Here is a 14353-nt window from a genome sequence, read left to right as displayed (position 1 = left end):
TATGAATTGTTAGCTATAACGAGTCGCCGTGAAATCATTTTTGTTTGTAACCGATTTAGACAATACCCTTGTGGGAGACGATCGCGCTTTAGCCCAACTAAATGAGAAACTAGAGGAGCATCGCCAAGATCGCGGCACAAAGATAGTTTATGCAACTGGGCGATCGCCTGTACTATTTCGAGAACTCCAAAGCGAAAAGCAACTTCTAGAACCTGATGCTCTAATTGCTTCAGTTGGTACAGAAATTTACTTCAATGGTAGCGATACTCCTAATAGCGGCTGGTGGGATAAACTTTCGCCAGGATGGGATCGAGATAAAATCCTCGCTACTACGGCTCATTTTGCTGACTTGACAATGCAGCCAGACTCCGAACAGCGCCCGTATAAGGTTAGCTTTTTGCTGACAGAAGAAACTGCACAAGAAGTCATCCCGCAGCTAAAATCTGCATTGCAACAGCAAGGCTTAGATACTAAATTAATCTACAGTGCAGGTATAGACTTAGATATTTTGCCTCGTCATGGCGATAAAGGCTTGGCAGTACAATATCTGCGCCAGGAGTGGGGGATAGCAGCAAACAATACTGTCGTTTGCGGTGATTCTGGCAACGATATTGCTTTATTTGCTCAAGGAGAAGAACGGGGCATTATTGTTGGTAATGCTAAGTCAGAACTTTTGCAATGGCATAAAGATAACCCTGCTGACTACCATTATTTAGCGCAAGCTTTTTGTGCTGGTGGTATTCTAGAGGGCTTAAATCACTTCGGTTTTTTGGCATGATTAGCTATCTTAAAGGCATAGTTGCAGGGGTTAGTAAAAGTAGTAACAATCGCGTTATTCTCACTTTAGAAGTCAATTCCTGCGGCTACGATTTGCAAATTACCACGCGGTTGATGCAACAATTACCACCTGTGGGTGAAACGGCGCAGGTTTTTACTCATTTGCAGATTAGGGAAGAACAACCGCTACTATATGGATTTGGGACTTTAGCCGAACGGGATTTATTTCGGCAATTGACTAGCGTTAGCGGGATTGGTACGGCAAGCGCGATCGCATTATTAGATACTTTACCTTTACCCGACTTAGTGCAGGCGATCGTTACTAGCAATACTCAATTACTGATTCAAACTCCTGGTGTAGGTGGGAAAACTGCCGAACGCCTGTGTTTGGAGTTAAAGAAAAAACTAGCAGACTGGACTAATATACCTGGCTTAGTTGCGCCTACAGATGGTCCTGCGCCAGCTATTTTAGAAGACGTGCAGATGACTTTATTGGCACTAGGATACACGGCTAGCGAAGTTTCGGGAGCTTTGCAAGCTGTAAGTCAACAAGTAGGTTTGACGAAAAATTCTAATGCTGAAGATTGGATCAGGCAAGCGATCGCCCACCTTAGCGGTTCTTAAAATGCGATAATTTCTTTTTTTTAGCCATTTTTAAGCAAATTTTAGGTTTAGCAACTTTTATCCTCAAATAAAGATTATTACCTAACCATACTTGCCAATCACCCGATATATCTCTCAAGAACGATCCGCAAACAGAGCAAGGACAGTGAAAATACGAGCAGGTAGTTTTTATACTCATAATACTTATATGGCAAGCCCTATTGAGTTCAACCTGTTTGCACCGTATATTAAGGGAGCAGCATTGATTGGCAATTTTTCCGATTGGCAAGATATACCAATGGAAAAAGGTAAAGACGGTTACTTCCGCACCAAAGTAGATTTGGAAGATGGCGTTTATCAATACAAATTCCGCGTTCAGTCCAAATCGTGGTTTTTTGAACCGGATCAGTGGGTAGAAGTCGTCGATCCTTATGCAGTAGATATAGATAACCCGACTCAGAATGGTGTAGTACGCATCAAAGATGGGGAGAGAATTGTCGATACCTATGTATGGAAGCACGACGACAAACCTTTGCCAGCAGATAACGAGTTAGTTATCTACGAACTGCACGTAGGCGACTTTTCCGGCGGTGAAGATGACCCTTACGCACGCGGTAAATACAAGCACGTCATCGAAAAATTAGATTATCTGTGCGATTTAGGCGTAAATGCGATCGAACTTATGCCTGTTAAAGAATATCCAGGCGATCATAGCTGGGGATATAACCCGCGCCACTTCTTTGCGACTGAATCGAGTTACGGACCTACAGAAGGTTTAAAGCAGCTAATTGATGAGTGTCATGGCAAAGGCATTCGCGTAATTATGGATGGGATCTACAACCACTCCGAAGCTGAAGCCCCCCTAACTCAAATCGATCACGATTATTGGTATCACCACGAACCCCGCGATCCTGATAATAACTGGGGTCCAGAATTTAATTACGAACACTACGACGAAAACTTAGAAACTTATCCAGCACGTAAGTTTATCGGCGATAACGTGCGTTTCTGGGTGAGCGAATTTCATACTGATGGCATCCGCTTTGATGCAGCGCGGCAAATTGCCAACTACGAGTTTATGCACTGGATCGTCCAGGAAGCCAAAGATACAGCTAGCATGAAGCCATTTTATACTGTAGCCGAACACATTCCCGAAACAGCCAGCATTACTAACGTTGATGGTCCGATGGATGGCTGTTGGCATGACAGTTTTTATCATTGCATATTAGAGCATATCTGCGGCGATACCTTCGATCTAGAGCGCCTCAAGGATGTAATTGATTGCAAACGTCAAGGGTTTATGGGTGCAACTAATGTTGTCAACTACCTGACAAATCACGATCACAATCACGTCATGGTAGAATTGGGCGATCGCCAAATCTTTGATGAAGCTGCTTTCAAACGGGTCAAACTAGGCGCAGCAATTTTAATGACTGCGATTGGCGTACCTTTGATTTGGATGGGTGAGGAATTTGGGGAATATAAGCCTAAAACACCTGATTCTGCCAAAATTGATTGGACGCTGTTAGGTCACGATCTAAATCGCGGCTTGTTTGACTACTACAAAGGCTTGACTAATCTCAGAAAGAGCAATCATGCTCTATATACGGAAAATATTGAATTTTTCCACGAAAACCCAGAAGCAAAAGTTCTTGCTTATACTCGTTGGAACGATGAAGGTTCCCGCGTTGTTGTCGTTGCTAATTTCTCAGATAACTTCTTAGGTGGTTATCAACTACCTGGGTGTCCTGCTGGTAAATGGCACGAATGGACAAATGACTACGATGTAGAGTCTGGCGAGGAAGGCTTGGTTACAGATTTAGGCGAGTACGAAGCCAAAGTCTTTGTTTGGCAGGCGTAACAGTGACCAGTGACCAGTAACCAGTGACCAGGTTTTAGATATAGCAAACCTCCTTCTATGGCAATAGAAGGAGGTTTTTTTACCCTCACCAATGCTGTAGGAGTTAGATTGCTATCTGCGTTTATCTGCGTTCATCTGCGTTCGTTCAATTCTATATAAGCCCTAAGATGGCTCTGCATTTGCATTAGCGTTACCAAACTTGCGCCGATTGCGATCGATTGCTTTTTGATATCGATTCATCAGCGGAGTTGTAGTTATACCATGCAAGATTACAGAGAACACAATCGTACTATAAGTAATCCAAGCGATTTGTTCGCCTAGTTGGTCTTTTAAACCATGTCCTAACGCATAGCAGAGATAGTATATAGAGCCAACGCCGCGCACGCCAAACCAGCCAAATAACCAACGTGTAAATCCTGTATAGCGAGCGCCTATAGTGCTAATCCACGCACCTATAGGACGAATGACAAACAGTAGTAAGCCGCCAATTAGCAAAGAATCGCCCAAATATTGCCAAATAGGTTGCGCTCGTAGCATCGAGCCTACAATCAAAATTGTGCCTACTTCCATTAACTTCTCAATTTGCTCGGTGAATTCAAGTTGAGAAAAGCGTTTTTCTGGATCGTGATACTGCCTTTGTGCTGCTATACCTGCAACAAATACAGCCAAAAATCCATAGCCGTAAACCATTTCTGTCAAGGCGTATGTAATCAAAATTACACTGATCGCAACGAAGTCTGCCATCAGTTCATCTATGGGAGTGTATTTTTCTAACTTTTGCTCCAACCAAACCAAAACTTTAGCGACAATTATTCCCATCACAAGCCCAGCAAATACTGCCCAGAGCAAATCTACTGCAACCCAAGTTTTAAACCAGTCTTGCCAATTATTGCCTTTTTCTAACCAATGAATGCCAAAATAAACAAAAGGAAAGGCTAAAGCATCGTTTAAGCCACCTTCTGAAGTCAAACCAAAGCGCAACTCATCTTTATCATCTGTATCGGCAAGTTGGACTTCTGAAGCTAATACGGGGTCTGTAGGTGCAAGTATTGCTCCTAATAAAATAGCTGGTCCCCATTCTAATTGTAAAAACCAGTGGGCAACAGCAGCGATCGCAAAAATCGATATGGGCATTAATAGACCAATTAGCCGGATTGTCGAACGCCAAGCAAGCAAGTTTAGCCGCCGATTCATTTTTAAGCCGCAGCTATATAGAGAAACGATGACAACAAATTCTGTTAATCGTTCGAGAAATTTGCCATCAGGGCGTATTTGCACGATATTGAATACATAAGGTCCCAGAACAATGCCTACAAATAAATAAATTAAGGCAAACGACAGTGGTAACTTGCTAATCCAGCCCGAACCCAAAGTCACAAAAAACAGCAACAGACCAATTACAAATAGGTCAATAATATATATATTGAGATCCAAACTCATGAGATTTTGCCTACTCTAAAACAAGCTGCCTTCGTGAGTTTAAGCAAATTTTCTGGGCTTTAAATCCACCTAAGATATGATTGAGGAGAGTATTTCTTGCTCTTGTTCCTCTACTTGCAACCTTTATAGCGATCGCCTCCAGCACTTAGCTCCATCCAGAATAGATGTCCTCAGCCTAACGATCTCGGCGACGGATGAAAATAGTCGATCGATGAGCGATGTTGAGTTGCGCGACGAATTACTCATTTTGCTGACGGTAAGTCACAAAACTATATTTGATAATGACATTGGTGCTGGCGACTATCGTATCTTAGGACGATTTGACACTAAATAGCGATCGCCTTGTCCAACCCGTTTGTCGTGGCATTACTCTAGCACCTGCTGAGGGCAAATGGTTAGTTGCTACAGGCAAGAAGCAAAAAACAATGCAACTTGTTAATCAACTTTAGTACATAAAGTATTTGCTTTTTCTGTTTGCTTAACGTAACAATTTTTACATTTTATAAATTAGGTTTAGCGATACCTCACTTGTTGATTTTTGTTTAACAAACTCTTGATTTTCCTAGCCATATTCAAATTATATGCAGACAATAGTTTAATAGATGCAGGAGCGCGATCGCTTCATGTATTTATTGACGCTCTACTTTACCTGACATAAATACCTTTACAAGTCAACTAATTTTATTATCATAGGACTACCAGCATTTGAAGCAACTGACGATCTTTCCTTCTATTTCAAAACAATCTTTGCTAACGCTGCTCGTTTTGCTAACAACAGTATTAGTAGGCAATTATTTCAAACTACCTTTATTGTTTGGAATAGATTTTTTATTTGGCAGTATTGCTGTACTAATAGTAATTTACTTGTTTGGCACTACTTGGGGTGTACTAGCAGCTACTATAACAGGAATCCAAACTATAATTGCTCTCAACCATCCTTATGCTGCGATTGTTTATATTTTTGAGGCTTTATTTGTTGGTTTGTTACTAAAAAGGCAGCGAGAAAATATCCTGTGGTTGGATATGCTTTACTGGCTGTTTGTAGGGATGCCTTTAATTTGGGTATTATCTTATTTATTCTTATCTCTAGATGTTACAGAGATTTTATTAATTATGTTTAAACAGGCTGTTAATGGCATTTACAATGCTTTAATAGCAACTTTATTAATTAGTTATACACCTATACAAAAATTATTACCTCGTCCGCATGGCAAACAAATAGCTTTGGAGAAAAACTTATTAAATGTTTTAACCTCACTTATATTTTTCCCATCTTTAATTTTATTGGTATTAGATAGTAATAGAGTTACTCATCATATTACAGATGATATTCAAACTGAACTGCAATCGACTTCGATAACAGTAGTATCGCAATTAGAAAATTGGCATAAGCAGCGGATAAATGCTCTGGAAGAATTAGCCCAAATTGCTAGAGAAAATAACTTAAATTCTTCTTTAACACTGCAACGTAGTACAGAAGTAGTACGGCGGTTGTTCTTAGACTTAGATGAGATAGTAATTAAAGACGCTGGAGGACAGACTGTTGTTTCCTCTCCAGCCAACCAATTAAGACAAGATGATGCATTTTCTCTATCAACTAACGAGCAAGCGATCGCTAACTTAAAGCCTGCTATTAGCAATGTTCATAGTGATATTAATACAACTAACAGTCATCTACATTTAACTGTCCCAATAGTTAATAGCAGCAAAATTGTTGGTGTAGTAAACAGTATTATTAACCTGAAAAATTTAATTAACATAATAAATTTAAACACCGAACAAGGAGAACAACAAATTGCTATCTTTGATGAGCGAGAACGAATTATTATCAGCACCAAACTAAAATCTGATTCCAGTTCGAGTTTTAGCGATCGCCCTGAAGGAATGATTAGGCAAATAAACCCAAATTTATACAACTGGTTGCCAAATAGTAAGCCAAATCAGCCTCCTATTTCTAGATGGAAACAATCCTTATACGGGCAAGAAATTCGTCTGAGCAATCTTCCTTTAAGCCTAGCTGTTGAAATACCTGCTGAAGCCCAAGTTCAATATATACAAAGTGTTTATACTAGCGATCTAGGAATTATTTTATTAATTGTGGCGAGTGCTATAAGTTTTGCTGTAATTATTAGTCGCAGAATAGCTAAACCTTTAGCGAAATTAGCTGTAGTAACTAACAACTTACCTTACAAACTTACTAAAGGAGAAGAAATTGAGTGGTTTAATAGCTCAATTATCGAAATAGAATCGCTAATTAGTAATTTTAAATCAATGGCGATCGCTTTAAGCGATAAGTTTGCGGAAATTCAAGGTGTTAATATCTCTTTAGAACAGCAAGTACAAGAGCGTACGAGTGCAATTGTGCAAACAAAACAAAGTTTAGTAAAAGAGATAGATCGACACCAACAAACAGAATCAGCACTACTAGAAACGGAAGCAAGGTACTGGGATCTGTTTGAGAATGCTAACGATTTAATTCAAAGCGTGACTCCAGAAGGATATTTTTTGTATGTCAATCGTGCTTGGAGAGAAACTTTAGGATACAGTGCAGCAGAAGTTAATAGTCTGACTATTTTTGACATTATCGATTGCGATAGTCGAGAACATTGTTTAGAAATTTTTGAGCAGGTGATGTCAGGAGAAGAAGTTGATAAAGTAGAAGCTGAGTTTGTTACCAAATATGGAGAGAAAATTATTGTTGAAGGTAGTGTAAATTGTAAGTTTTTAGATGGAGAACCAGTCTCAACTCGCAGTATTTTTCGCAATATTACTGAGCGCAAACGAGCAGAAGTAGAAATTCAGTATGCACTAGCAAAAGAGAGGGAGTTAGGAGAACTTAAGTCTCGCTTTATTAGTATTGCTTCTCATGAATTTCGGACTCCTTTAACGATTATTTTTATGTCAATTAAATTGCTAGAGCAATTTAGCGAGCAAGCAACCGCAGAACAAAAAGCTTTGTACTTTGAGCGTATCAAAGCAGCTACTAAGCGCATGACTGATTTATTGGATGATATTTTAGTTATTAGTAAATCGGAGTCAGGAAAATTAAGTTTCAGTTCAACTCACTTGGCTTTACATAAGTTTTGTTGTGAATTAATTGAAGAAATGCGCCTAAGTGCAAGTAGCGATCGCATTATTACTTTTGTTAGCCAAGGAGATGATAGTCATGCTTATGTAGATGAAAAGTTATTACGTCATATTTTAACTAATTTAGTTTCCAATGCTATCAAATATTCTCCTCAAGGTGGCGATGTATCTTTACACTTAACTTGCACGCCTAAAAAAGCAATCTTTGAAATTAAAGACAGTGGTATTGGTATTCCACCAGCAGATGTAGAAAAGTTATTTGGCTCTTTTCATCGCGGTAGCAATGTGAAGAATATTCCAGGTACAGGATTGGGATTGTCTATTGTCAAACAATGTGTAGACTTGCATGGCGGTACAATTACAGTCAAAAGTGAAGTAGGATTAGGTACTACATTTATCGTTACTATACCTTTTATTAAAAACTAATAATAATTGGTAATCTGTATATAAATAAGGCAATAATTACAAATTATGTTAAGTCAAAGTTATAGCTGTAGGGTGCGTTGCAAACAACGCACCCTACTAATCTATATCTAAGTTAGGCTGAAAAAGAAGGTAGGAAAAGCATTTGTTATCAGTCGTTACACCTCTAATCTTGTCAACCGTAGCTGTTCCTAGTAATACAAGTAATAGCCAGCAGATACCAACTCCTATTACACGAGTATTACCTGCTGATACGCCCTTAGTAGGGTTTATTAATACTAGCTCCAAAGATTGGCAAAGTCTGGGGCAGTTTGAACTATTTAAAAAAGCTTTCAATGCAGCAGGAAAGTTTTTCCCTGCTGAGATGGGGTTTAACTACGAAAGAGACATCAAATCTTGGTTGGGCGATCGCGTAACAGTAGCATTCCTACCCGCAACTAGCACGAAATCAGCCAGTGTAGATACTAATTTCTTAATTTTAGCACCTGTTGAGGACGAAAAGCAGTTACAGATGTTTGTAGATAAATTGAGAAGCGACAAACGCCGCAAATCGACAGAGCGAGATTATAAAGGCATCAAAATATTGGAGTGGAAACCACCTCAATCAACTCCTACTCCACAGAAGCAACCTACATCCTCCAACTTGCAGCTAAAAGCAGTTGATTCAAAGCCAAAGCTACCGGAAGCACTACCCAACCCGCCCAAAATTCCTAATCCGCCAAAACCTAGCGACATCAAACGTCAGCAGGGACTTGCGATCGCATTTTTACCAGGATATATTGCTACAGCTAATACAGCTAAACCACTAGAGCAGTTAATTAACATTCCGCGCGGGACTAAGACATTAGCCCAAAATCCGCACTTCCAAAAGACAAGCCAACATCCGCAATTTAACCAGGCTTTATTTGCACTGTACGAAGATCCAAATACATTTTTACCATTAGCTTTAGCGATCGCCAAAGAGCAAAAATCGCTATTTCCCTTACCTAATACTGCATTCGACTTAGAACAAGTAAAACAATACAGTGCGCTTAATGGTTTAGTATGGATGCAACCAAAAGGATTGCGCCTGCAAATTAACGCCTATCGGCGCACGCCTCAACCAAAAACAAATATTCTTACTCCCGATAGCGGACAATTGCTTACCCGCATTCCCGCACCAGCTTACTCGACACTGAGCGGGCGCAACATCTATCAACAATGGCAAATGCTAGTTACAGCATTCAATAGCAACCCGCAGTTTAAAGATGGCTTAGCAAAATTTAATACCTACGTCCGCAGCATTACAGGGCTAGATGTAGACAAAGATATTTTAAGCTGGATGAATGGCGAATATGCATTTTTTACCTATCCCACCAAACAAGGCTTATTAACTAGCGAATTAAAAATCGGTATAGGTTTATACGTACAAACAAGCGATCGCCCAAGTGCTGAAACTATGCTAAATAAGCTCAATGACTCGATTAAATCTATCTTCAGTGGCGCATTAGCAATTACCAATCGCGATATTGATAATATTTCCACTACTAGCTGGGAATTTGGCACGCAAAGCGTATTTGCCTATAGTTGGGTAGACGATAAAACTCTGCTAGTTTCAACTGGTTTAGGCGCAATGAGAGAATTATTACCTCAGCCTCAACGCCAACTACCCAAAGACTATAACTTTGTTACTGCGACAAATTCATTTTCCCGCCCCAATCAAGGATACTTTTATATCAATATGGGGTCGTCACTATCGTGGATATATAGCTTTTTACCGCATACATCCGATCCCAGCATTCAAACCTTCAAAAAAGTTATTGGCACTGTCTACAGCTTTAGTAGCACCAGTAATATTAGTAGCAAACAAGAACAATACGACGGTTTAATTGTACTTGCACCCGTCAGAAAATAAGCGTTACAATTTCGCCTCCAACTACATAACGGTTAAAAAGCAGACTTAAACTATAGTAGATTAGTCTTTGATTGCAAAAATACAAACAATGCTCCAAGAGCGTCTACCTACAGGTATTTCTGGTTTAGACAAAATTATGTATGGAGGCTTGATCCCTGGACGAGCCTACCTAGTACGAGGTGGTCCTGGTAGTGGTAAAACTACTTTAGGACTGCACTTTTTGGCAGCAGGCATAGCTAATAACGAAAAAACTTTATATATTACCTTGGGCGAACCAGCCGAGCAAATTTTGAAAAATGCTGCCCAGCTTGGGTTCAATTCTAATGCGATCGCTGTACTAGACCTTAGCCCAAATTCCGAATTTTTTACCGAAATTCAAACTTACGATATTTTCTCGCCAGCGGAAGTAGAACGAGAACCAACTACACAAAAAATTATTGATGCTGTAAATAACATTCAACCTCAACGCGTAGTTTTAGATGCTATTACTCAGTTCCGCTATCTAGCTACAGATGCATTTCAGTTTCGCAAGCAAGTCCTTTCATTCATGCGCTTTTTGCTCGAACAAGGGATAACAGTAATTTTTACCTCCGAAGGGAGCGAAGCTGCGCCAGACGACGATTTGCAATTTATCAGCGATGGCGTAATTCACCTTACTCAAGTTGACGACGAACGGACAATTAGCGTTACAAAATTTCGCGGTTCCGATTTTCGTTCGGGATTGCACTCGATGCGATTAACCGATAAAGGAATGGAAGTCTATCCACGCCTACAACCTGAAGCCTACAAACGAGACTTTGCTGGGCAAACAATTCCTTCAGGAATACCGGAACTAGATGAATTGCTACACGGTGGTTTAGAACGAGGTAGCGTTACATTATTTACTGGTCCTACAGGTGTAGGTAAAACTACTATTGGCATCCAGTTTATGAAAGAAGCTGCTGGAAGAGGCGAACGTTCAGTTATCTACTGTTTTGAAGAAGCGCAAGACATCTTGTTGCATCGTTGTGAATCTGTTAACATCCCTGTACGCTCTATGCTAGAGCGCAGCACCCTTTCTGTTGTCACAGTAGAGCCTTTGTCTTTTAGCCCTGATGAATTTGCTAGTTTAGTGCGTCAGGAAGTAGAACAAAACAAAGCGCAGATAGTGATGATTGACAGCATTTCTGGATATCGACTGTCTGTAAGAGGGCAAGATTTAGTCGGTCATTTACACGCCTTATGTAAATATTTGCAAAATATGGGTGTAACTGTAATTTTGATCAACGAAGTAGAATCAATTACAGGTGACTTTAAGGCGACAGAAGTTGGCATTAGTTACATGACAGATAACATTATTTTCCTGCGTTATCTAGAATTGCATGGAGAAATGCGTAAAGCTATAGGTGTACTGAAAAAACGGATGTCTAACTTTGAGAAAACTTTAAGAGAAATTGAAATTACACGTTATGGAATTAAGGTAGGTAAACCACTACTTGGGCTGCGCGGTATTCTCAGCGGTACGCCGGAATGGGTAGATGGTAATGAGGCTAAATAATGACACCAAAACCGTTAATTGTGACGGTAGGTTGCCATCGTCGCAACCAGGAAGTATTAGCTCAATATCTCAATAAAGCAGGATATAACAGTATTGGGGCAAATAGCTTAGAAGAGTTAGACCAAGTATTGACTCAATATACCGATGATATCAAACTGGTTATAGTCGATATTTCTGGGTTTGATAGTAGTATTTGGCAGCTATGCCAGCATTTGAGAACTGTAAACATTGCTTTTTTAATTATTTCACCTCGTCAATCTGCCTCCGTCGCTCAAACAAGCTTAAGTTATGGCGCTCGAAGTATGTTAGTAAAGCCGCTGGTAATTAAAGAATTACTTGGGTTAATTCGGAGCTTGGTAGGATGACTCAGATCTTATTACTGTTAGAAAATCAACAAAATCTCCGGCTACTAGCAGAGTTGTTGTCGACAAGCTACCAAGTATTAGTTACCAATAAAAAGCCGCAAGCAGAACAATTTGACTTATGTATTTTGGATGGTAAAGCTTTAGATCGGCATTGGGAATGGGTGCAAGCTAGAAAAGCAGATGAAGAACCTGTATATCTGCCGTTTTTACTGATTACTTCTCGTCAAGATGTAAGCATAGTAACTCGCCATTTGTGGCGTAGTATGGACGAGCTAATTACCAAACCAATCGAGAAAATAGAATTGCAGGCGCGGGTAGAAATTTTGCTACGATCGCGCAAATATTCTCAGCAACTTTTGGCTGCAAATCATCAACTGCAAGTCGTAGCGGCAAACTTGAGCGCCAGCGAAGCGAAGTTTCGTTCGCTGGTAAATAATTCGTCTGATGCGATCGCTGTTGTTAAGGAGGATGGTGTAGTTGTTTATGCTAGTCCTTCGAGTCGAACCATTTTTGGCTTTTCTCCTCAAGAATTAGAGGGCAAAAATGTGTTTGATTTTATTCATCCTGACGATTTGTCAAGTGCGATCGCTCCTTTTCGCGCTAGCTTAATTAATCCTGACAAGACTCAAGTATCGGAATATCGATTTCGTCACAAAGATGGTTCTTGGCGCTACCTAGAATCGAAAAGCAATTTTTCACACACTGCTTTGCAGTCGCGGGGAATTGTTGTTACTTCCAGAGATATAACTCAGCGCAAGCAAGCAGAAGCAGATATCATCAATGCGCTGCAAACAGCACAAGAACTTAGCGAACTCAAAACTCGTTTTGTCTCAATGGTGTCTCATGAAATTCGCAATCCACTAAATAGTATTTCTACTGCTGCTCAACTGCTCGAACGCTATGGAGAAAAATGGGATCGAGATAAAAAGCAAGACTTTTTTCAGCGGATTAAAGTTAATGTTAAACTATTAACCGAGCTATTAGAAGATGTTTTATTGATTGGCAAAGTAGAAGCAGGTAAATTAGAAATTCAGCCAACATTAGTCGAAATAGAAAGTTTTTGTAACGATTTATTAGAGGAAGTCAAGCTAAATGTAGATGGCAGCCATCAATTAATATTTACTAGCGAAGGTAGATGCACAAATGCTTATATTGACAAAAAAATCCTCAGACATATTCTCTACAATTTAATAGCAAACGCTATTAAATACTCTCCACCAGGTAGTAAGGTCTGCCTAGAAGTATTTTGTTGCGAAGAAGGTTTTGTTTTTAAGGTCAAAGATAACGGTATTGGCATTCCTTTAGAGAACCAAAAACATCTATTTGAATCATTTTATCGTGCTGACAATGCTAGAAATATTTCTGGAACTGGGTTAGGACTATTTATTGTTAAAAAATACGTAGATATATCTGGAGGAAATATCTCAGTAGAAAGTGAAATAGGTGTTGGTAGTACGTTTACTGTTACGTTACCGTTAAATACTGAGGCGAATATAACTCGCAACTACACATAACTAAGTCCTCCTGCATGGACTAGAATAGGCTTGAGTTTTTAATATTTTTGCACGAGGAAGTGCGATCGCACTTCCTCCATATTGTATAAATCTTCCTTGTCTGCATTAATATGGCAGCGATCGCCACTATCAACAAACACTCCTCCAGTCTCATTTGGCGATCGCTCTACAGTTATTTTCCCTACTAAATGCCGATAAATTCCTGTATTCTCTGCCATACTTGCTCTAGAAGCGACGAAGAATTAGCATCAAACCAGGCAATTTCGGGATAAGCGCGAAACCAAGTCCGCTGTCTTTTGGCGAATTGGCGAGTATGCAAAACAATTAAGTCTTTAGCTTGTGGCAAACTAATATCGCCTGCAAGATATTGTTTAATTTCTTGATAGCCTAAAGTATTGAGTAATGGTAAGTCAGCACCGTATTTTTGACATAGCAACTCTACTTCAGCAACTAAACCAGCTTCTAGCATTTGTGCTGTACGCCGTTCGATGCGCTGCTTTAAGTCATCTGTATGAGGACAATCTAAGCCAATTTGCAAAATAGGATAAGTAGGCGGATTTTCACCTTGTTGTTCGGAGATAGGTTTGCCTGTGACGTAAAATACTTCTAACGCTCTAAGCGATCGTACTGGATCGTTGGCATGAATTTTTTTTGCAGCTACAGGGTCTACTTGCTGTAACATTGCATAAACTTGATTTTGACCTAGTTTTTGCAGTTGACTTCGCAATTCATAATTAGGTGCAACCCTCGGAATTATCATCCCCCGCACAATCGAACGAATATATAACCCCGTACCACCAACTAAGAGAGCAGGGGAAGCAGGGGGAGCAGGGGAAGCAGGGGGAGGTAGGA

13 protein-coding genes are annotated in these 14353 nt (G+C 39.9%); 10 read left to right on the top strand and 3 right to left on the bottom strand.

Annotation, left to right across the window (positions count from 1 at the left end; all coding sequences use genetic code 11):
- The first annotated feature begins 28 nt into the window (after window positions 1-28).
- From UH38_RS15055 to UH38_RS15045, 3 genes are all read left to right on the top strand, one after another.
- Entirely contained in the window at window positions 29-778 is a 750-nt protein-coding gene (locus tag UH38_RS15055; RefSeq protein ID WP_045055497.1) for a sucrose-phosphate phosphatase, read from the top strand.
- Window positions 775-1401, top strand: a complete 627-nt coding sequence (gene ruvA, locus UH38_RS15050; RefSeq protein ID WP_045055496.1) for a Holliday junction branch migration protein RuvA — start codon at window positions 775-777, stop codon at window positions 1399-1401. Before UH38_RS15055 ends, ruvA begins: the two co-directional genes overlap by 4 nt.
- Window positions 1402-1588: 187 nt before the next feature.
- Window positions 1589-3241 carry an alpha-amylase family glycosyl hydrolase gene (locus UH38_RS15045; protein WP_045055495.1) on the top strand — a complete coding sequence of 551 codons (1653 nt, stop codon included), beginning with the start codon at window positions 1589-1591 and terminating at the stop codon, window positions 3239-3241.
- Window positions 3242-3403: 162 nt separating this feature from the next.
- Here the strand turns inward: UH38_RS15045 and UH38_RS15040 are convergent, their stop codons facing one another.
- Window positions 3404-4681 (bottom strand): cation:proton antiporter, encoded by a 1278-nt coding sequence (locus UH38_RS15040; protein WP_045055494.1) that lies wholly within the window; start codon window positions 4679-4681, stop codon window positions 3404-3406.
- A gap of 76 nt (window positions 4682-4757) precedes the next feature.
- Between UH38_RS15040 and UH38_RS15035 the strand changes: the two genes are divergently transcribed.
- The 7 genes from UH38_RS15035 to UH38_RS15010 all read left to right on the top strand — a co-directional run bounded on the left by UH38_RS15035 (window position 4758) and on the right by UH38_RS15010 (window position 13501).
- The gene (locus UH38_RS15035) at window positions 4758-5015 is read left to right on the top strand and encodes a hypothetical protein (protein ID WP_045055493.1); all 258 of its coding nucleotides are present in this window, start codon (window positions 4758-4760) and stop codon (window positions 5013-5015) included.
- Window positions 5002-5130 (top strand): hypothetical protein, encoded by a 129-nt coding sequence (locus UH38_RS27915; protein ID WP_268748893.1) that lies wholly within the window; start codon window positions 5002-5004, stop codon window positions 5128-5130. The genes UH38_RS15035 and UH38_RS27915 overlap by 14 nt, the downstream gene beginning before the upstream one ends.
- A 256-nt stretch (window positions 5131-5386) precedes the next feature.
- Window positions 5387-8194, top strand: a complete 2808-nt coding sequence (locus UH38_RS15030; protein WP_045055492.1) for a sensor histidine kinase — start codon at window positions 5387-5389, stop codon at window positions 8192-8194.
- Between the two features lie 142 nt (window positions 8195-8336).
- On the top strand, window positions 8337-10085 hold the full coding sequence (locus tag UH38_RS15025; protein ID WP_045055491.1) for a DUF3352 domain-containing protein: 1749 nt from the start codon (window positions 8337-8339) through the stop codon (window positions 10083-10085).
- Between the two features lie 88 nt (window positions 10086-10173).
- Window positions 10174-11622, top strand: a complete 1449-nt coding sequence (locus UH38_RS15020) for an ATPase domain-containing protein (protein WP_045055490.1) — start codon at window positions 10174-10176, stop codon at window positions 11620-11622.
- A complete protein-coding gene (locus UH38_RS15015; RefSeq protein WP_045055489.1) occupies window positions 11622-11987 on the top strand; it encodes a response regulator transcription factor in 366 nt (121 codons plus the stop codon). Before UH38_RS15020 ends, UH38_RS15015 begins: the two co-directional genes overlap by 1 nt.
- Window positions 11984-13501, top strand: a complete 1518-nt coding sequence (locus UH38_RS15010; RefSeq protein WP_045055488.1) for a hybrid sensor histidine kinase/response regulator — start codon at window positions 11984-11986, stop codon at window positions 13499-13501. The genes UH38_RS15015 and UH38_RS15010 overlap by 4 nt, the downstream gene beginning before the upstream one ends.
- Before the next feature lie 38 nt (window positions 13502-13539).
- On the opposite strand, the gene UH38_RS26335 is transcribed toward UH38_RS15010, so the two are convergent.
- Both UH38_RS26335 and miaA read right to left on the bottom strand, forming a co-directional pair.
- Window positions 13540-13719, bottom strand: coding sequence for a hypothetical protein (locus UH38_RS26335; RefSeq protein ID WP_144405694.1), 180 nt, complete (start codon window positions 13717-13719; stop codon window positions 13540-13542).
- On the bottom strand, window positions 13686-14353 hold a 668-nt coding region (gene miaA, locus UH38_RS15005), incomplete at its 5' end, for a tRNA (adenosine(37)-N6)-dimethylallyltransferase MiaA (protein ID WP_045055487.1). The genes miaA and UH38_RS26335, both read right to left, overlap by 34 nt.

The sequence above is a fragment of the Aliterella atlantica CENA595 genome (assembly GCF_000952155.1).
GTDB classification, from domain to species: Bacteria; Cyanobacteriota; Cyanobacteriia; order Cyanobacteriales; family Chroococcidiopsidaceae; genus Aliterella; species Aliterella atlantica.
Note: the sequence above shows the minus strand (reverse complement) of the source record. Positions and strands in the feature narration are given on the sequence as shown.